Annotated in this window: 21 protein-coding genes; 14 read left to right on the top strand and 7 right to left on the bottom strand. The window is 60.9% G+C overall.

Annotated features, from left to right (window positions below):
* The first annotated feature begins 10 nt into the window (after nt 1-10).
* The 9 genes from HMPREF9696_RS08500 (at nt 11) to HMPREF9696_RS08455 (ending at nt 6,217) form a co-directional block, all read left to right on the top strand.
* The gene (locus HMPREF9696_RS08500; RefSeq protein WP_002712570.1) at nt 11-352 is read left to right on the top strand and encodes a hypothetical protein; all 342 of its coding nucleotides are present in this window, start codon (nt 11-13) and stop codon (nt 350-352) included.
* The gene (locus HMPREF9696_RS21925; protein WP_002712569.1) at nt 349-1,689 is read left to right on the top strand and encodes a hypothetical protein; all 1,341 of its coding nucleotides are present in this window, start codon (nt 349-351) and stop codon (nt 1,687-1,689) included. The genes HMPREF9696_RS08500 and HMPREF9696_RS21925 overlap by 4 nt, the downstream gene beginning before the upstream one ends.
* Nucleotides 1,689-2,378 (top strand): glycine-rich domain-containing protein, encoded by a 690-nt coding sequence (locus HMPREF9696_RS21610; protein ID WP_002712568.1) that lies wholly within the window; start codon nt 1,689-1,691, stop codon nt 2,376-2,378. The genes HMPREF9696_RS21925 and HMPREF9696_RS21610 overlap by 1 nt, the downstream gene beginning before the upstream one ends.
* A gap of 93 nt (nt 2,379-2,471) precedes the next feature.
* A complete protein-coding gene (locus tag HMPREF9696_RS21230; RefSeq protein WP_157170012.1) occupies nt 2,472-3,620 on the top strand; it encodes a GDSL-type esterase/lipase family protein in 1,149 nt (382 codons plus the stop codon).
* Between the two features lie 188 nt (nt 3,621-3,808).
* Nucleotides 3,809-4,018 (top strand): DUF7940 domain-containing protein, encoded by a 210-nt coding sequence (locus HMPREF9696_RS08480; protein WP_002712565.1) that lies wholly within the window; start codon nt 3,809-3,811, stop codon nt 4,016-4,018.
* Complete coding sequence (locus HMPREF9696_RS08475; RefSeq protein WP_002712564.1) at nt 4,015-4,485, top strand: lysozyme; 471 nt, start codon at nt 4,015-4,017, stop codon at nt 4,483-4,485. The genes HMPREF9696_RS08480 and HMPREF9696_RS08475 overlap by 4 nt, the downstream gene beginning before the upstream one ends.
* Nucleotides 4,485-4,835 carry a hypothetical protein gene (locus tag HMPREF9696_RS08470; RefSeq protein WP_002712563.1) on the top strand — a complete coding sequence of 117 codons (351 nt, stop codon included), beginning with the start codon at nt 4,485-4,487 and terminating at the stop codon, nt 4,833-4,835. The genes HMPREF9696_RS08475 and HMPREF9696_RS08470 overlap by 1 nt, the downstream gene beginning before the upstream one ends.
* Before the next feature lie 108 nt (nt 4,836-4,943).
* Nucleotides 4,944-5,174, top strand: a complete 231-nt coding sequence (locus HMPREF9696_RS08465) for a hypothetical protein (protein ID WP_002712562.1) — start codon at nt 4,944-4,946, stop codon at nt 5,172-5,174.
* Between the two features lie 356 nt (nt 5,175-5,530).
* Entirely contained in the window at nt 5,531-6,217 is a 687-nt protein-coding gene (locus tag HMPREF9696_RS08455; protein ID WP_051053228.1) for a ribonuclease H-like domain-containing protein, read from the top strand.
* Nucleotides 6,218-6,970: 753 nt separating this feature from the next.
* Here the strand turns inward: HMPREF9696_RS08455 and HMPREF9696_RS08445 are convergent.
* The 7 genes from HMPREF9696_RS08445 to flgF form a co-directional block, all read right to left on the bottom strand.
* Nucleotides 6,971-7,192 carry a hypothetical protein gene (locus HMPREF9696_RS08445; RefSeq protein WP_002712557.1) on the bottom strand — a complete coding sequence of 74 codons (222 nt, stop codon included), beginning with the start codon at nt 7,190-7,192 and terminating at the stop codon, nt 6,971-6,973.
* A gap of 60 nt (nt 7,193-7,252) precedes the next feature.
* Nucleotides 7,253-7,471 carry a Lar family restriction alleviation protein gene (locus HMPREF9696_RS21225; protein WP_002712556.1) on the bottom strand — a complete coding sequence of 73 codons (219 nt, stop codon included), beginning with the start codon at nt 7,469-7,471 and terminating at the stop codon, nt 7,253-7,255.
* Nucleotides 7,468-7,644 carry a hypothetical protein gene (locus tag HMPREF9696_RS21605; protein WP_002712555.1) on the bottom strand — a complete coding sequence of 59 codons (177 nt, stop codon included), beginning with the start codon at nt 7,642-7,644 and terminating at the stop codon, nt 7,468-7,470. Before HMPREF9696_RS21605 ends, HMPREF9696_RS21225 begins: the two co-directional genes overlap by 4 nt.
* Nucleotides 7,645-8,001: 357 nt before the next feature.
* Nucleotides 8,002-8,760 carry a flagellar basal body L-ring protein FlgH gene (gene flgH, locus HMPREF9696_RS08440; RefSeq protein WP_002712554.1) on the bottom strand — a complete coding sequence of 253 codons (759 nt, stop codon included), beginning with the start codon at nt 8,758-8,760 and terminating at the stop codon, nt 8,002-8,004.
* Nucleotides 8,761-8,766: 6 nt separating this feature from the next.
* The gene (flgA, locus tag HMPREF9696_RS08435; protein WP_040301902.1) at nt 8,767-9,795 is read right to left on the bottom strand and encodes a flagellar basal body P-ring formation chaperone FlgA; all 1,029 of its coding nucleotides are present in this window, start codon (nt 9,793-9,795) and stop codon (nt 8,767-8,769) included.
* A gap of 11 nt (nt 9,796-9,806) precedes the next feature.
* The gene (flgG, locus tag HMPREF9696_RS08430) at nt 9,807-10,595 is read right to left on the bottom strand and encodes a flagellar basal-body rod protein FlgG (protein WP_002712552.1); all 789 of its coding nucleotides are present in this window, start codon (nt 10,593-10,595) and stop codon (nt 9,807-9,809) included.
* A 12-nt stretch (nt 10,596-10,607) separates the two neighbouring features.
* Entirely contained in the window at nt 10,608-11,375 is a 768-nt protein-coding gene (gene flgF, locus HMPREF9696_RS08425; RefSeq protein ID WP_002712551.1) for a flagellar basal-body rod protein FlgF, read from the bottom strand.
* A 369-nt stretch (nt 11,376-11,744) separates the two neighbouring features.
* Here flgF and fliL point away from each other — a divergent pair, with 369 nt between their 5' ends.
* The 5 genes from fliL (at nt 11,745) to HMPREF9696_RS08400 (ending at nt 18,484) form a co-directional block, all read left to right on the top strand.
* The gene (gene fliL, locus HMPREF9696_RS08420; protein WP_002712550.1) at nt 11,745-12,239 is read left to right on the top strand and encodes a flagellar basal body-associated protein FliL; all 495 of its coding nucleotides are present in this window, start codon (nt 11,745-11,747) and stop codon (nt 12,237-12,239) included.
* Nucleotides 12,240-12,256: 17 nt separating this feature from the next.
* Nucleotides 12,257-13,462, top strand: a complete 1,206-nt coding sequence (gene fliM, locus HMPREF9696_RS08415; protein WP_002712549.1) for a flagellar motor switch protein FliM — start codon at nt 12,257-12,259, stop codon at nt 13,460-13,462.
* The gene (locus tag HMPREF9696_RS08410) at nt 13,459-13,941 is read left to right on the top strand and encodes a DUF6468 domain-containing protein (protein WP_002712548.1); all 483 of its coding nucleotides are present in this window, start codon (nt 13,459-13,461) and stop codon (nt 13,939-13,941) included. The genes fliM and HMPREF9696_RS08410 overlap by 4 nt, the downstream gene beginning before the upstream one ends.
* Entirely contained in the window at nt 13,938-14,708 is a 771-nt protein-coding gene (locus tag HMPREF9696_RS08405) for a MotE family protein (RefSeq protein ID WP_002712547.1), read from the top strand. Before HMPREF9696_RS08410 ends, HMPREF9696_RS08405 begins: the two co-directional genes overlap by 4 nt.
* 122 nt (nt 14,709-14,830) lie before the next feature.
* Nucleotides 14,831-18,484, top strand: coding sequence for a PspC-like choline-binding domain-containing protein (locus HMPREF9696_RS08400; protein WP_002712546.1), 3,654 nt, complete (start codon nt 14,831-14,833; stop codon nt 18,482-18,484).
* Nucleotides 18,485-18,553: the final 69 nt, after the last annotated feature.

Genomic DNA, 18,553 nt, shown 5'->3' with positions numbered 1-18,553 from the left:
GGGCCTGACCATGTATCAAGGCTCACTCCCGGCAACATCAAATCGCGAAGACTTCGAGGCGATCTATCAGCTTGTCGATGAGGATACTGGCGATCCAATCGACCTGACCGCAGCGACCATAGAGTTCGACATTTCAGAACCAGGTTGCAGGCCGCTTATCACCGCCACGACAGACAACGGGAAAATCACATTGGTTGAAGACACCACTTTTCGCGTGGCGATCCCGCGCAGCGAGATGGCGAACCTGTGCGCCGGTCAATACGATGTCGGCGCAACGATTGAGAACGCTGGTGAGACGCGATCATTCATTATCGGGGCGCTTCCTGTTCTTGACGGGAGGGTTTCGCGATGACCGCGTTAAAGCTCCGCTCCAAGGTCAACTTTCCAGCCACGGTCACCGCGACCGGAGGTCTCGCGGTTTCAAAGAGCAATGGCATCTGGACTGTTGAGCCGGATTGGTCCTATCTCTCGCTTGAGACTTCGATTCCTGATGCGTCAGGTCGTCAGCTTTGGACATATGATCCTACTGCTGACTCTTACTATCGCCTGTCCGTTCAGGCGCTGATTGATAATCTTCCTGCCGGACCTCCGGGGGACGATGGCGCAGCCGCAACTATCACGGCTGGGTCCACATCGACCGGCAACGCCGGAACGTCCGCGTCAGCATCCAACTCTGGCACATCAAGTGCCGCCGTCCTTGATTTCTCCATCCCTCGCGGTGCGGATGCCGGGATGCGCTTCGCATTCGAGACATCGACAAGCATGGCCGCGCCAGCGAGTGGCGGCATCCGCCTCAACAACGCTTCGTTGGCATCGGTGACCGCAATAGCAGTGAATGCCACAGAGGCTGGCGGCGTCGATGTTTCGGATTTCATCGCGACGTGGGATGACAGCACCAACACAGTGAAAGGCTATGTTGAGGTTCGCAAAGAGGGGAGCGGCGCGGTCCTTGGACTTTACTCGATCACCTCTGTAACCGACAACACAACGTGGCTCCAGATCGCAGTTACCTATGTCTCGGGTTCTGGATCATTCTCGGCAAGCGACCCCGTTTATCTCATTCCGTATCGCACGGGGAATAAGGGCGCTGACGGCGCTGGCACTGGCGATTTTTCGAGCAACACGTCCTCGTCCGTTGATGGCGAGATTGTTCTGTTCAGTGGCACAGGCGGCAAGACCGGCAAGCGCGCGACTGGCAGTGGCCTTGCCAAGCTGACCTCTGGCATTCTCAGCGCGGCGTCATCTGGCACGGACTACGCGCCAGCAACGTCCGGCACATCCATCTTGAAGGGCAACGGATCGGGCGGGTTTTCAAGCGCCTCTGCTGGCACAGATTATCAGGCCGCAGACGCGCAACTGTTCAGCAATATCCCGCAGAACTCGCAGAGCGCGGCTTACACCCTTGTCGCCGCTGATGCACAAAAGCATATTTACCATCCGTCCGCCGATACGACGGCGCGAGTTTGGACAATCCCAGCTAACGCATCCGTTGCGTTCCCCATAGGGACGACAGTTGTTTTCATAAACGACACGAGCGGCGGCGCAATCACAATTGCAATCACGAGCGATACCCTCGTCCTTGCTGGCGCTGGCACAACGGGCAGCAGAACGCTCGCCGCCAATGGGATGGCGACAGCCGTTAAGATGACATCCACGCGCTGGATGATTTCCGGCACGGGCTTAACTTAATGACCGCCGTCATTTCTACCCTGCTCGGAATTTCCGCCTCCAACCCCATGGGGGCCAGCACGGGCGGCACGATAACAACCTCCGGCGGTTATCGCATCCATACGTTTACGACGAACGATACGTTTGTGCCGGGCGGCACAGCGACTTGCGAATATCTCATCGTCGGCGGTGGCGGCTCTGGCGGTGGCAATGCTGGCGGCGGCGGCTCCGGCGGCGTGCAGGCGTCCGGCACCTTCTCGTCGTCAAGCGGATCATACGCAGTAACCGTTGGCGCTGGAGGCACGGCTTCCACCACCACAGGAAACGGCAACACTGGCGGAACGTCGTCGATTGCTACTGTTGCATCTGCGACTGGTGGCCTCGGAGGTAACGGTAGCGCAGGCACTGGCGCAGCCTCTGCTGGCACTGGCTCCGGCGCAGGCGGCAACGGAGGACTATCGAACCCGTCAAGTGGTTCCGCCGGCTCAAACGGAACGGCGTCTTCCATATCGGGATCGTCGGTCATCTACAGCAATGGCAGTGGCGGCGGTGGAAACAATGGCGCTGGCGCAGGCGGCACCACATCTGGCGCGAACCCTACCGCTGGCACGGCCAATCGCGGCGGCGGCGGCGGCGGCGGACAATTCTCGTCCATCGCTGGTGCTGCTGGCGGCACGGGCGTCGTTATCATTCGATACGTCTATCCATGAGGTTTGCAACTGCTGCCTCCTCACTGATAAAAGGATTTCATGCCTTGCTGTCGCGTCATATTGGTTGCGCTATTTATCGCGTTGTTGCCTAGCATGGCTGGCGCAGAGGACAATGTGTCGTGGGGAGATCATGCCTCGAACGTCACGATCAGTTCAGATGGCCTGACTGTCACTGGCACAACTGGCGGATTTGGCTCCGCCCGTGCAAATATCGGTCGTTCTGATGGTTGCAGAGCATTCGAGATAGAGATTACGTCAGTTGCTGGATCAAGCCGCTTCGGAATCGGTGACGCAACATTTTCTCTGGCAAGCTACCTCGGGACCTCCGCAAACTCACTTGGCGTTTGGAATCTCAATGTTTCGCCAGTTGCAGGCGGATTTTCAAAAATAGGGGCGGACTCAAGTCCTGCGCAGGTCGTTGGCACGAGATACGCATTCATCATCCGCTTTGATCTGAAAAAAGGATGGATCAAGCGCAATGATGTTTTCCGCACCGCCGGTGCTGACGTTACTGCAGGCACAGGCGCTGACTTTTCCTTTACTGTAACAACGCCGCTTTATCCGGCTGTTTCTTCGTACAGCCCCGGCGATGGAATGAAGCTCCGCACAAAGTCGGCTGATCTGGCGGTTACGATGCCAGCCGGTTGCGTGTCTTGGGCGACGACTGACGGCTCCGCTCCACCTCCGCCGCCTCCGCCGATAGGAAATTCAGGCATTGCTTTCGCTGGCGACTCCATCACTTGGTACATGGATCAGCCGCCGAACTCATCGGCCTCAATCTACTCGTTTTCGCCAACATTCAACGCTGGCGTGCCTAGTGAGACAAGCGCGGGATTGCACGCACGCACGGATGCAATCGTTGCGCTCAAGCCAAAGATGGCGTTCGTTCTTACGGGCGTGAACGACTATCCGCTAGGCCTTACTCGCCAGCAGACGGTCGATAACATTCTCGGCATTGTCCGCAAGTTTGTGGCAGCGGGCATCACTGTCTATGTCGAGGGCATTTTGCCGGTCGGTCCGGGATACCCGAACTATGGCGGCGCTTCGGTCATGAATGCCGAGGCAGCAGCGCGCAACGCAATGATAAAGGCGGCGCTGAAAAATGAACCGGGCGGACTATATTACGAGTGGGGTTCTTCGTTGGTCGCCGCTGACTATATGGCGGACCAAATTCATTTGGTTGGGAGCGGCTTTGTAAAGCGGTTCAATGCTGCTTCTGCGCTGATCGTCCCCATACGATAAATCACCAAACTGTATCTTTCGCCTGTAGCCGCCCTCCGAGGCGGTTTTTTCATGCCTACAACCAAGGAAGCCCCAATGAAGGAATTTGCCCAGATGGTCGGTGAGGCCATTGTTCAGCTTGTCCGCGATTACCCCAAGGGATTTTTGATCGTTCTGGGAGTCGTTGCCGTTCTGGGCATCATTTTCTGATGCGCCTGATTGACGACGCATGGGCGCAGTTCAAACGCCTCTGGAGCATCAGGGTCGGATTGTTCTTCGGAGCGCTGAACGGGGCCATGCTGGGCCTTGCGGCGTTCGTCTACGTCATCCCGCCGACGTGGTTTCTGCTGCTCAACACGGTTGGCTGGGCCATTCTGATCGGCGCGCGGCTCCTGAAACAGCCGGGAGCTGACGCATGAAGACAGTGGCAAAGGTATCTGCTGGCGTTGGCATCGGCGCGGCTGTCGGGCTGGCTCTGCCCCTCGTGGCCTCGTTCGAGGGTCTTTACACCAAGGCATACCGCGATCCTGTCGGCGTCGTCACCGTCTGCTACGGCGAGACTGAAGGCGTGAAGATGGGCGACAAGTACAGCCCGCAGGAATGCGCCGACATGCTCGCAAAGAAGCTGCCGCGTTATGCCAATGAGATTGCGCGCTGCATCAAGGTTCCGATCTCCGACAAGACGCGCGGGGCCTTCATCTCGTTCGCCTACAACGTCGGCAGCGGCGCGTTCTGCCGTTCAACCCTGCTCAAGAAGCTCAACGCCGGAAAGACGCATGACGCCTGCGACGGGCTGATGGCGTGGAATAGGGCTGGCGGGCGTGTGTTCGCCGGGCTGACCCGCCGCCGCGCCGCTGAACGCGCAATGTGTCTGGAGGGCATCTGATGATCTGGTGGCTCAAAATCCAGCTCGCCGGTCTATGGCCGCTCATCTGGCACTACGGCATCGGTGTTGGCGTCGCGATCCTCGCGCTGGCCTTTGCCTGGTTCTCGCCTGTGTTCAAGAAGACCGCGCTCTGGGTCGCGGTTGGTTCGATCATCATCACTATCAGCTATGGAATCGGAGTTTCCAATGGAATGGCGCGCGTTCAAGCAAAATGGGACGCGGCTCTCGCGGCGTCCGTCAGTCAATCAGAAAAGGCTCGCAGCGACGCTGAGCGCGATGTGTCTGATGACACTCCTGACGAACTGCGTAACGACCGGTACAACCGGGACCGTGACGGACAAGGCAAGTAGGTGCGCTGCATGGCGGGCAATCACCTATTCCGCCAAGGGCGATACCAAGCTGACCGTCGATCAAATCCGCACTCATAACCTCGTCGGGCGAAAGTTGGGTTGCTGGAAATGACAGGGCACGAGGACACCTTGCGCGAACGTGTCGCCCGGCTCGAAACCAAAGTCGATCACCTCTCAGAGGCTTTGGACAAGGCCGTGACCAAGGTGGACGAAATGCACGGCGTTATGATGCAGGCCAAGGGTGCCCGCTGGGTGCTGATCGCCGCAGCGTCGATTGCTGGCGCTCTGGCGGGCTTCGCGGCCAAGTTCACCGGCCTGATTAGCGGCCTGCCTAGATGAAGGTCGCCCTGCTGATCGCTGGCGTCATCGTCATCTGGATCGGCTTTGTCTGTCTTCAAATCCTGAACACGCTGCCGAAGCCACGCGCTCCGGCGGTTGTCGTGCCGTACTGCGTTTCTGAGACATTGAGATTCAGGGACGGTGGCGCTGTCTACCAGCCTTGTACTGACGTTGATCGGTACGAGTACACATAAATACACACAAAGGGGCACCATGAATCCAGTCGCGGTTTTCGCGCTGCTAACGATGCTTGGCCTGTTGTTCATTGGCGGCATCATCCTCTCCTTCAAGCTGCGGGGCATTGCATGGTAGGCCCCAAAATCCTCTTCATCGACATAGAAACAGCCCCGATCCTCATGACCTCATGGTCCATCAGAGCGCCCTATGCCGGGGCCGTATGGGTGGTTCGCGATACCTACATCCTGTCCTTCGCCGCACGCTGGCACGGCGGCAAGAAAACCAAGACCTACGCGCTGCCGGATTATCCCGGCTACAAGCGCAAGAAGCATTGCGACAAGGCCATCAGCGCCGATCTGTTCGCCCTGCTGGACGAAGCCGATATTGTCGTGGCGCACAACGGCGATGCCTTCGACATCAAGAAAATCAATTCCCGCCTAGCCGTGAACGGCTTCAAGCCGCCATCCCCGTTCAAGACCATCGACACACTCAAAATCTCCCGCCGGATGTTCAAGTTCGACTCCCACAAGCTCGATAACATCGGGCGATACCTCGGGGAGGGACGGAAGATTCCTAACACCGGCGCAGCGCTCTGGCGAGGCTGTGTAGAGGGCGATCCTAAATCATGGGCAACCATGCGCCGCTACAATGCGCAGGATGTGGACCTTCTTGTGCGCGTTTACGAGCGCCTTAAAGCGTGGTCGCCCAACCATCCAAATCTCAACCTGTATTCCGAGCATCTAGGCTGCCCGACGTGCCAAAGCACGAATGTTCAGCGCCGTGGCATTGCCGTGAAGGCCAATAGCCGTAAACAGCGGTTTCAGTGCCAGGATTGTTCGACGTGGTTCACAGGGGCGAAGGTATGAGCCGCCTGCGGTATGACCAGCTCACGGACGGGGAATGGATGACGCCTGTCCGCAAGGGCTTCAAGGAACAGTGTTGCGGATGTGGTCTGGTCCACGTTGTGGATTATCGGGTTGTCGATGGAAAGATTCAGTTCCGTGCGACTGTCGATAATAGGGCTACTGCTGCTGCTAGGCGGAAGTTTAAGTTTACGCCGGATGAGGATTAGTCACTGCGGGACCAGCTTCCCATCTATGATGTTCGGCGCACGGCCTTTAAAATCGCCGTCGTTGTAGAACCTGATTTCGACATTGCCCTTGGCGTTGCATTTGGGACAGGTAAACCGTCGCTCTATCTCAGCCCATGTCGTTCGAGGTAGGTCAGATATGGTCTTTGGAGCCATGTAGTGACAGGGCTGGTCGTTGATGAAACTCTTGCAATAGACGTGAATGGTCTTTGAGGCTCCTGCGTCTATAGTGTTTTGAACTGTTCCTGTATGGGGCATGGTTCAGCCAAGATGCGCAGAAGGAGAGATCGGGGCCTAGGTGGGGTCCGAGACTGAGTTAGCTACTGCGTCTCGCAAGGCGCGGGCCGCGCCCATAACGCGCTGCGCTGTATATTTGTTTGACCAGCATCGACAGCCGCCGTTTGTGTGCATGCCCTTGGCTTTACCAGTTACAAGGCAATAGCCATCACCGCATGCGCCTATTTCCTGCATTCGTTTATCGTATGCCGCTAAAGCATCCTTCACGGATTGGTCACTCAGTGCAGATGCCTCAGTCATGTTTCGATTCCTGCTTTCTGCGTTGAGTCTCTTTCTGATCCAACACCCCCGTTTCTTCTACTACTCGGGTGAAGTCGGAGAGGGGTTTATCTGCCAGCAACACATCAATGAGGTCTTCCTCAAATTTGGCTGCCCATCGCGAGTGTTCATCTCTCTCGGGCCACTCCTTCATAACCACCTTAGGTAATGTTCTGGTGGGAGGTTTGAGGGTCATCATCCTCTCCTGTTCTACAAAGATTGTTCCAGAAAAGACCGCAGAATGAGAAATCACGAACTACGTGGGTTCACGGACTGAGTTTGCCCGCCGATTCCAAACAGCAATCGCTGCGCCATGATCGTAATAGCTGGCGTGCGGATTGGGGCAGTCCGCGCCGATGCACTGGATCATCAAGCCTCTTTGGCCATCTCCTGATCCCATCGTTTCCGGTTCGCTGCCGCAGAATGGACATGGCTTGATCTTCGGCAGCTTCGTCGCGCTGGCATATGGGGTCATGCTGGCTCCTCCTGCATAGCGTTGATAGCGGCGCGGGCGAAGCGAACGTGATGTTGCCAAAGCGGACGCCCGTCTAGGACATCTAATTTATCAGGATCAATGCGGCGCTCCTTGCAAATCGCTCGGGCGACGCGCTCCTCGGCGGGACACTCAATTTCGGAACCTTCGTTCATCCCCAATCCCTCCTTCTGCGATCTTCTCTGAACCCATCATCCACCAAGAACGTATAGAGAACAAGCCTGTGTCTGTCGTGTGTCAATTTTCCTGCAGGTTCCCGACACGTTCACGCCCGATGGCGCAAGAACTGGCAAGGCGCTTAACCGTAAACCGCCTGATTTCATTGGTTTTCCTGCAATATCCATAAACGATCGCGGCCCTCATCAGGGGAGCTGATGAGAGCCGCGTCGTGAACACCGTGCCGCGCCTAGGTTCGCTGCCTGGTGTGGGAGCTTGGGAGAAGGACGGTGGGAGCCGTCCCGGCAGTCGACGTGATCTCCTTGAAAATCGGTTGCGTGTGAGGCGTTGGACGATCAGAACGGCAGCAGGATATCGAATGCCTGCTGGCCATAACGGGCCTGCTGCACATCGGTGATCTGGCCGCGGCCGCCGTAAGCGATGCGGGCCTGCGCGATCTTGCTGGAGTCGATGGTGTTGTCGCTCTGGATGTCCTCCGGCCGCACGATGCCTGCGACGATCAGTTCGCGGACTTCGTAGTTGACGCGGATTTCCTGCTTGCCTTCGACCACGAGATTGCCGTTCGGCAGGAGCTGCGTCACCACGGCGGCGACATTGGTCTGCAATGCCTCCTGCCGGTTGACCGAACCCTTGCCGTCGCTCGATGAAGTCGAGTCGGCGGTCAGCATGCGTCCAGGCGGGATCGCGGCATTGGTGCCGGGAATCTTGTTGATGCCGAAGAAGCTGGTAACGCCGGAGTTCTCGGAGTTGGTACGGCTGCGCTGGGTCTCGTTGGCGATGTTGGCCTTGTCGGTGATGTTGACCTGCACGGTCAGGATGTCACCGATCTGATGCGCGCGCTGATCCTTGAAGAAGGCGCGCGAGCCGTTCCGCCACAGCGAATTCGGATTGAACGAGGCCGGCTGCGGCGCGGGCATCGGCATCGACACCGGCTTGTAGCCTGCCTGTGTGGTTGGATTGTCGATCGCCGAGAGCTTCGGCTTCTCCCCGATCGCCGCGAGGCGGTCGAGCGAGGAGCATCCGCTGGCCATCGTGCCGAGTGCGAGCAGGCTGCCTGCGACGATGATACGGTTCAACAGGTGGGACTTCGACATGACTGGTTACTCGGCTTTTCTGGAGTCGGAAGCGGCAGGTGGCTCGCTGTTTGAAAGTGCTGCGGTGGTGAGGCGGGGTCCGGGGACGATGATGGAGACCTGTCCGGGGCCGGTGACCACGCCCTGAACGGTGCGCTTGGATTGCAGGTTGGTGACGCTGACGGTGTCGCCTTCGGTGCCGCTTTCGAGCGCCTTGCCGCGGCCGGTGAGATAGAGGCCCGGCGTTTCATAGATCAGCATCACGCTCTGGTCGCGGGCCACCATGTCCGGCTTGCCGAGGTCCGCGGCCTTGAGTGCCTGTCCGGCGCGCATCGGCTTGCGGGCCTGCATGCCGACGGCGCGGTCGCGGATCGCGATATCGTTGCCGACCTCGGCCTTGGGGCGGCGCTCGACCACCACATCGGACGACTTGAGAATGTCGTTGCGTTCGACGGAGCGGGTCAGTACCGCGGCTTCCACGGTTTCCACCGCGACGCCGGTGAAGCGCAGCTTGGTCGCCGTATAGGTCACGTCGTTGGGAATCTCGAAGGTGATGTCGAAGCGCCCGTTGCGCGGGTCGAAGCGCACGACGGTGGCGCGCAGGTCACCGCTGTGCGCGGCATCGAGTTGAAGTTCCCGCAGATCGCGCTCGAAGGTGACGGAGATGTTGGCGGCGTCGCCGAGACCGTTACGATGTTCCAGCACACGGGCGATCTGCTGTTCGATTTCCTTCGCGGCGAGCGTGCGCGAGGCGCGGGTCACGGAGACTTCGCGGATGTCGTTGGTCTGGACGCCGATCACGTCGTGGGCGCGCAGCACCGACAGCAACTGCTGTGTCGGCAGCGATCCGGTGGTGCCGAGGTCGGGCGCACGAAAGATGGCGATCTGCGCGGCGGTGCCGGCATTTTCCACGACGTCGCCGATGCGCACCACATCGCTGCTGACGGTGACGCTGGCGCGCAGGGCCGGCGCGGCCATGGTGTCCCGTTCGGCCTGCGCGAAGGCCGCGCCTGTGAAGGCGAACAGGGCGGCAACAATGAGTGTCGAGCGCAACATCATTCTCTCCCTCAGCGGAACATGCCGGTGGTGGATTGCATCATCTGGTCGGCGGCGCTGACGACCTTGGCGTTCATTTCATAGGCCCGCTGCGCTGCGATCAGGTCCGAGATTTCCGACACGACTTCGACGTTTGCGGATTCCAGGTTGCGCTGCTGCATGTCGCCGAAGCCGTCGGCATTGGCGAGGCCATCCTGCGGCGGGCCGGAAGCGGGCGTATCGGTGAACAGGTTGTCGCCGATCGACTGCAGGCCTGCCTTGTTGATGAAGCGGGTGAGGCCGATCTGGCCGACAACGGTTGGCGTGGTCGTGCCCGGCGTTGTTACCGAGACCTGGCCCTGCGCGTTGATGGTGAGGCCGGATGAATTCTGAGGAATGGTGATGGTCGGCTGGACCGGATTGCCCTGTGCATTGACGACGCGACCCTGACCATCGGTGGTGAATGACCCGTCGCGGGTATAGGCGTAGGTACCGTCGGTCAGCTGGATCTTGAAATAACCCTCGCCGCGGATGGCGATGTCGAGATCGCCGCCGGTCGGGGTGAGCGTGCCTTGCGTCATCAGGCGCGGGGTGCCGACGGTCTTGACGCCACCGCCGATGTCGATGCCCACGGGAAGGATGGTGCCCTGATCGGACGCCTGCGCGCCGACGCGCTTGACGTGTTCGTAGATCAGGTCCTGGAACTGCGCGCGCTGCTTCTTGTAGCCGGTGGTGCGCAGGTTCGCGATGTTGTTGGAGATGACCTGGACGTTGAGTTCCTGGGCCGCCATACCGGTCGCTGCTGTATAGAGTGCGCGCATGGGTCTGTTTCCTTATGCCGGAACGTCGGCGAGCATCTGGATTGCGTTCTTGCGGAGGTCGCTCTGCTGCTGCATCAGCGATGCGACCGACTGATAGGTGCGCATGACTTCCATCATGCGGGTCATCTCGGCGACGGCGCTGACGTTGGACTTCTCGACGAAGCCCTGATTGACGCGCGAGGCGAGGTCGGGCTGGGCGGGGGTGCCGGCGGGGGCCGCGTAAAGGTTCGAGCCTTCCTTGGTGAGCCGCTGCGGGTTGTCGAACTTCACCAGCTTCAGCTTGCCGCGAATGGAGTCGAACTGGGTGACGATGCCTTCGCGCACCGTGATCGTGCCTTCGCCGGAGATCACGATATCCTTGTCGGTCGGCTGGAAGGTGATCGGGCCGTTGGTGCCAAGCACGAGGTTGCCGCCGGTGGTGACGAGCTGGCCCTGCGAATTGATCTGGAACGAGCCGTCGCGGGTATAGCGTTCGCCCTGCGGTGTCTGAATCGCGATGAAGCCCTTGCCGTCGATGGCGACATCGAGCGGGTTGCCGGTCTTCTCGTTCGGCCCCTGGGCAAAGTCGTGATAGGCGGTGCGGTCCTGCACGAAGCTGACCCGGCGGTCGCTGACCGAGAAGTTGTCCTCGTGCGCGCCCGTGTTCAGGTATTCCTCGAACAGCGACTTGCTGGCCTTGAAACCATTGGTGTTGGTGTTGGCCACATTGTTCGCAATGATGTCGATCTGCCGCTCAAGCGACATCTGCCGCGACAAAGCGACGAGAAGCGTATTCTCCATCGGCCAATCTCCCCTTGTTGAGCCGCGGCCTGCCTCTCCCAAGACCGGACGCGGATCGTGCGAACCGCTCTGGCTCTCCCAAGCCGCTGCGGTTCGTCACATACAATGCGAGAGGTGTGCCAACTCAAAAATTTCAAGAATTACATAGGCTTGGTGATTTCAGAGGCTCGCCGGAGCCCGGCAATAACCTCTTGTTGACCATGTTGGCCCGGCAAAAATTTCCCACTCGAAACATAAAAGAAAGATTTCGTTAACCATTGCGTCCGTACGGTGGACAAAGAGGGCGCTCGCGCGCCGGTGGCCTTTGTATCGCGTCAATTCAAGCCAGTTCGGCAGCATCGCGCCCATCCCGGGACCATGGGCAGGGCAATGGCAGACGAGGATCAGGTCGAAGAGGGCGGCGCCGAAGCCGCGGCCGCGCCGAAGGGCAAGCGCAAGCTCATTATAATGGGTGGCGCTGTGGTGCTCGTGGCGTTGCTGGCCGGGGGCGGCTGGTTCTTCTTCATGCGCGGACATCACGGCAAGGAAGAGCATGCCGCCGCGCCGCCGCCGAAGCCGCCGGTGTTCCTCGATGTGCCGGAAGTCCTGGTCAATCTCTCCAGCATGCCGGGCGAGCGGGTTCAGTATCTCAAGATCAAGGTCGTGCTCGAGGTGAAGGATCAGCCTCTGATGGCGCAGATCGCGCCGACCATGCCGCGCTTGACCGATCTGTTTCAGACCTATCTGCGCGAGCTGCGTGCCTCCGATCTGAACGGGTCGGTCGGGTTGTTCCGCCTGAAGGAAGAACTGACGCGCCGTGTCAACGCGGCGGTCTCGCCCAATCAGGTCAACGCAGTGCTTTTCAAGGAAATCGTCATTCAGTGACGGACGGAAACTGACGTATGGCTCCGGGTGATAAAGATGTCGATCAGGATGCGCTAGCCGCCGAGTGGGAAGGCGCGCTCGATTCCGAAGATCCGGCCGCGGCCGCGGCCGAAGCCGAAGCCAATACGCTCACCGAGACCATGGCCGAGCAGTGGGCGGCGATGGTCGACGACGGCAGCCGCAATCTCGAAATCGGCAAGGCTGGCGGCGAGCGTGTGCTGTCGCAGGAGGAGATCGACAATCTCCTCGGCTTCAGCGACGGCGAGGTCAATCTCGACGAGAATTCCGGCATTCGCGCCATCATCGATTCCGCGATGGTGTCGTATGAGCGTCTGCCGATGCTCGAAATCGTGTTCGACCGCCTGGTGCGGCTGATGACCACGAGCCTGCGCAACTTTACCTCGGACAACGTCGAAGTCTCGCTGGATCGCATCACCTCGGTGCGTTTCGGCGACTATCTCAATTCGATCCCGCTGCCTTGCGTGCTCTCGGTGTTCAAGGCCGAGGAGTGGGAGAACTTCGGCCTGTTCACGGTGGATTCGAGCCTGATCTACTCGATCATCGACGTGTTGCTGGGCGGTCGCCGCGGGCAGGCCTCGCTGCGCATCGAGGGCCGGCCTTACACCACCATCGAAACCAATCTGGTCAAGCGCCTTGTTGAGGTCGTGCTGGCCGACGCGGAACTGGCGTTCAAGCCGCTGTCGCCGGTGCGCTTCACCATCGACCGGCTCGAAACCAACCCGCGCTTCGCGGCCATCAGCCGTCCCGCCAATGCCGCCATTCTGGTCCGCCTGCGGATCGACATGGAAGATCGCGGCGGCAATATCGAACTTCTGCTGCCTTACGCCACCATCGAACCGATCCGCGACGTGCTGTTGCAGATGTTCATGGGTGAAAAGTTCGGACGCGATCCGATCTGGGAAGGCCATCTCGCAACCGAGATCGCTCAGGCCGAAATCGCCGTCGATGCGGTGCTCTACGAGGCGAACATTCCGCTCAAGCAGTTGATGACGCTGAAGGTCGGTGACACGCTGCCGCTCAACGTGCGGCCCGATGCGCTGATCACGGTGCGGTGTGGCGATGTCCCGCTCAGTGAGGGGCGGATGGGACGGGTCGGCGACCGCGTCGCCATTCGCGTCACCAAGCCGCTGCGCAAGCCGCACACCACCTACGCGATGTTTGAGAAGCAGGACGAACAAACCAAACTGATGGAGGCACAATGAGTCATTCATTCGGACTTGTGATCGAGAGCCTTGTTGCCGTTCTCCTTCTTCTGACGATCGGCTACTGCATGCTGCTCAATCGCCGCCTCAAGCGCTTGCGGGCCGATGAGCAGTCGATGCGGGCGATGATCGCCGAACTGATCACCGCGACGGAGATCGCGGAACGGGCCATCGGCGGCCTCAAACTGACGGTGCGCGAATGCGACGAGAATCTCGGCGCGCAGCTCACCGCCGGAACCGCGCTGTCGGCGAAGCTCACCAAACAGGTGGCCTCAGGAGAGGCGATCCTCAATCGCCTGACCCAGATCGCGCTGGCGGCACGGCCCGGTGTCGCCGAAGCGCCCGTCGCCATTGAACCGGCGGAGCCAGTGGCCCCCGCGCAGAGCCCGGCGGCGCAGAATCTCTCGAATGCCAAGGCGCTGCTTGCCGCCGCGCAGGCCTTCTCCGAACGGCGAAGGGCGACCGGTCTCGCTGCATGAAAAGTGTTCTTCGCGATATCCGGCTTATCCCGATTCTGCTGATCGCGACCTGCTGCCTGGTCGTGCTCAAGGTGTCGGGCCTCCTTCTGGAAGGCGGGTATATCCTCGGCGACGACATGCCGAAGCCGAAGTCGTGGGCGCAGGAAAACCTTGGCTTCCCGTCCACCGGCAAGATGCTGGATACATCCGACATCACCGGTTCGGTTCCGGCGAAGAAGGAAGAAAAGCCCGCCGCGCCGGTGCCTGCGGCTGCGCCGCCGCCGCCGGACGATATCGTCTATCCCGATCCCAACCGGCCGATCACCTCATCGGAGCGGGCGGTGCTGGAAAGCCTGCAGGCACGCAGGCAGGAGATCGAGGCGCGTGCGCGCGAGATCGATATCCGCGAAAGCCTGATGAAGTCCGCCGAGAAGCGGATCGAGGGCAAGCTCGAGGAAATGAAAGCGACCGAGGCGCGGGTGTCCGTCGCCGGACAACAGAAGAACGAGCAAGACAGCGCGCGCTTCAAAGGGCTCGTGACGATGTACGAAGCCATGAAACCGAAGGACGCCGCGAAGGTGTTCGACCGGCTCGAACTCTCGGTGCTGTTCGAGATCGCCTCGCAGATCGCGCCGCGCAAGATGTCGGACATCATGGGTCAGATGCAGCCGGAGGCGGCCGAGCGGCTGACCGTCGAGATGGCCCGCCGCTCCACCGGCGAGCGTTCGGCATCCGCCGGCGATCTTCCGAAGATCGAGGGGCGGCCGCAGACCCCGCCGCGCAATTGAAACAGGATCATTAACAGCTCCTTAACAGGCGAATTCTAGATTCGGATTGCGCCTCCATCACGGGTTTCCGGAGAGAATTGGCGAGACCATCCGGCAAAGGCTCTGGCGAGAAAGATCGGGGAATGTTCTGCAAGGCCGGCCTCATGTTCAGGGCTGCCCGGAAATCCGGGGCAAGGGTCCGGGCTTTTGCGGGCCAGCTTTGGCATGTCTTGCAACACCATGGCTTGCAACACCATGGCTTGCCGCCGGTGGCGCTTGCGCTTGCCGCTGCGCTGTCGTTCTCGCCTCACGCCGCGCACGCCGATCCGATCAGGGGTGAAGCAACTCTGACGCCGCAGGGGAACTATGCGCGGCTGGTGTTTCAGTTTCAGGAGGACGTGCCGACCGAGGTCACGGTGGCGGGCTCCATTCTGGTCATTCAGTTCAAGCAGCCGGTTGCGGTTCCGATCGACCTGCTGTCCGAAGCCGCGCCCGCCTATGTCGGTTCGGTTCGCCGCGATCCAGACGGCACCGGCATCCGAATGGCGTTGACGCAGAAAGTGCGCGTCAATGTGATGACCGCGGGCGAGCGTGTGTTCATTGATCTTCTGCCGGAAAAGTGGGTCGGGCTGCCGCCCGCATTGCCTGCCGAAGTCGTCAAGGAACTGTCCGACCGCGCGATTGCCGCGGAGCGCGCGCTGCGCATTCAGAAGACCGCGGACGAAGCCAAGAAGCGGCCGCCGATCCGGGTGAGGGCATCGGTGCAGCCGACATTCGTCCGGTTCGTCTTTGAAATGCCGGACGGCGTCAGCGTGTCATCGTCACTCGGGGCCGAAAAGTTCTCGCTGTCGTTCACGGCGCCGCTGGTGTTCGATCTGGCGGACGCCAAGATTGCGATGCCCGCGAATATCCAGTCGATCAACCAGAAGATCGACGGCGAGACGTCGCGTGTCGATATCGGACTGATCGGCGAGGCCGATGTCCATACGTTCCGCGAGGACAAGAACTACATCGTCGATGTGGCGTTCGAGCAGGCGCAGAAGCCAAAGGCTGCCGCGAAGCTGTCGACACCGGCAGAAAAAGCCGCCGAGATCGTGCCGCCGACATCGGAGCAACTCGCCAAGCAGATCGCGCAGGAGGTCAAGCCGGCGGAAACGAAGCCTGCCGAGATGAAATCCGCCGAGACAAACGCCACCGAAGCGAAGCCGTCCGAAGCACAGCAGCAGCCTGATGCCAAACCCGCGGAGGCGAAGCCGCAGTCATCCGCGAAGCCCGAAATTTCCGCACCGCCCTCCATGCCGGCTTCTTCGCCGCCAGCGCCGCAGAAGGCGCAGCAGTCCGACGCTCCGATGCCGTCTGCGGCCGGGATCGCCGTTGACGCACGGCTGACTAGCGATGAATTCCGCCTGACATTTCCTTTTTCCGAGCCGACCCCGGCGGCGGTATTCCGCCGCTCGGATTCGATCTGGCTGATCTTCGATACCAGCCGGACGATTGATGCCAGCGCGATCAAGCGCGAAGGTTCGTGGCTCGTGGCGGATACGTCGGTGATAGACCTGCCGAAAGGCCGTGCCCTGCGAATCCGGCTGAACCGTCCGCAACTCGCCAGCTTGAACGGGGACGAGCACGCATGGACGCTCACCCTTGCCGACAAGGCGCAGTCGCCGCCGCAACAACTGACCGCTACGCGCAACCTGACCGATCCGAGCCGCGCCAGTGTCAGCGTCAGCCTTCTCAAGCCCGGACAGGTTCATCGCTTCAGCGATCCCGATGCAGGTGACCTTTTGCTCGTGATGACGGCGGGCGGACCGGCGCGTGGCTTCATGAAGCGGCAGGATTTTGTGGAATTCTCGCTGCTCGAGTCCGTCCATGGCGTCGTGGTGCAGCAGAAGTCGGATGATCTGACCGCGGGCATCTCATCCGACACGCTGACCCTGTCGCGTCCCGGAGGCCTGACGCTTTCCACGGCGATGACGTCGCCGGACCGCGCCACGTCGGTGATCCGCCCGGTGTTCGACATTGCCGAATGGCGAGCCTATCAGCAGGCCGAATTCATTCCGACGCGCGACAAACTGCTGACGGCGGCATCGCAGGCGAGCGGCCCGGCGCGCATGCCGGCGCATGTCGATATGGCGCGGTTCTATCTGGCGCGCGGCATGTATGTCGAAGCCAAGGGCATCCTCGATCTGGCGCTGGCCGAGGCCAAGCCGGGCGAGGAGGACTCAGCGGCGCTGACGGTTCATGCGGTGGCGAGCACGCTCGCCGGCCGCTCCGAACGCGCGCTCGCAGACCTCGCCAATCCCGCGGTGGCGGTGAACATCGACTCGCAACTCTGGAAGGCGCTCGCGCTGGCGCATCTGCGGAAGTGGCCGGAGGCGCGCGAGAAATTCAAGAACGTCGAATTTGCGATCACCGCGCTGCCGGTCGATCTCCAGCGCATTGTCGTTGCCGAGGCGTTTCGTGCCTCGCTGGAAGTGAGGGATTATCCGGGCGCCGCCGTGCGCAGCAACGATCTTGAGGTTCTGGGCTCCGGTGCCGAGCAGTCGGCGGCGGTTGCGGTGCTGCGCGGACGGCTCGCCGAAGCGCTGGGGCGCGACCAGGACGCGCTGGCCGCCTATGCCGCCGCATCCGGATCGGCGGACCGCCAGTCAGCGTCCGAAGCCAAGGTGCGCGAAGTCGCGCTGCGCCAGAAGCGCGAGGAGATTTCGCAGGACGACGCGCTGCGCGAACTCGAAACCGTTGCGGCGACCTGGCGCGGCGACTCCATCGAGGTCCAGGCGCAGGCGATGTTGAGCAAGCTCTATGCCGCGAAGGGGCGTTATCCGGAGACCTTCGCGGCGGTGCGCCGTGCCAACCATCTCGAACCCAATTCGGGACTCGTGCGGAAGATGCAGGACGACGCCTCGGCGCTGTTCGAGCAGATCTACAACGGCGCGAAGGGCGATGAACTGGCGCCGGTCGAAGCGCTGGCGATGTTCTATGAGTTTCGCGACCTGACTCCCATCGGCCGCCGGGGTGACGAGATGATCCGGCGGCTGGCGGACCGGCTGGTGGGCGTCGATCTGCTCGATCAGGCTAGCGAACTGCTGCAGTACCAGATTGATCACCGGCTGGAAGGCTCGGCGCGCGCGCAAGTCGCCTCACGGCTTGCGATGGTCTACCTGATGAACCGCAAGCCGGAGCGCGCCATTGCCGCACTGCGCACCACGCGGATTGCAGACCTCGCCGGTGAAATCCGGCAGCAGCGCCTGTTGCTGGAGGCGCGTGCGCAGACCGACATCGGCCGTCACGATCTGGCGCTCGATATCATCACCAATGTCGGCGGGCGCGAGGCGATCCGGCTGCGCTCCGATATCTACTGGGCCTCGCGGCGCTGGCGCGAATCCGCCGAGCAGATCGAATTGCTGTACGGCGACCGCTGGCGGGACTTCCAGCCGCTTTCGCCGACGGAGAAAAGCGACGTGATCCGGGCAGCGATCGGCTACGCGCTGGCGGATGACGCCGTGGGCCTTGCGCGCTTCCGGGACAAGTACAATCCGAAAATGGAGAGCGAGGCCGACCGTGCCGCATTCGATCTTGCTTCAAAGCCGGCGAAGGCCAACAGCGCGGATTTTGCCCGGATCGCGAAGATGGCGGCGAGCATCGACACGCTGGACGGCTTCCTGCGCGACATGCGCGTCCGCTTCCCCGATGCCATGGCGCGGGCGAAGCTGCCGCCCGAGATCAAGGCCGATCCGAACCCGACCGGGTCATTGCCTGAGATTGTCGGCTTGAAGCGGGTGAAGACGGCGCGCTGATTATCGCTTCGTCATTGCGAGCGAAGCGAAGCAATCCATTCTTCTCAAGAAGAATCCTGAGAAGAAAAG

The organism is Afipia clevelandensis ATCC 49720, assembly GCF_000336555.1.
Taxonomy (GTDB): domain Bacteria; phylum Pseudomonadota; class Alphaproteobacteria; order Rhizobiales; family Xanthobacteraceae; genus Afipia; species Afipia clevelandensis.
This window is presented reverse-complemented; position numbering and strand designations above follow the sequence as displayed.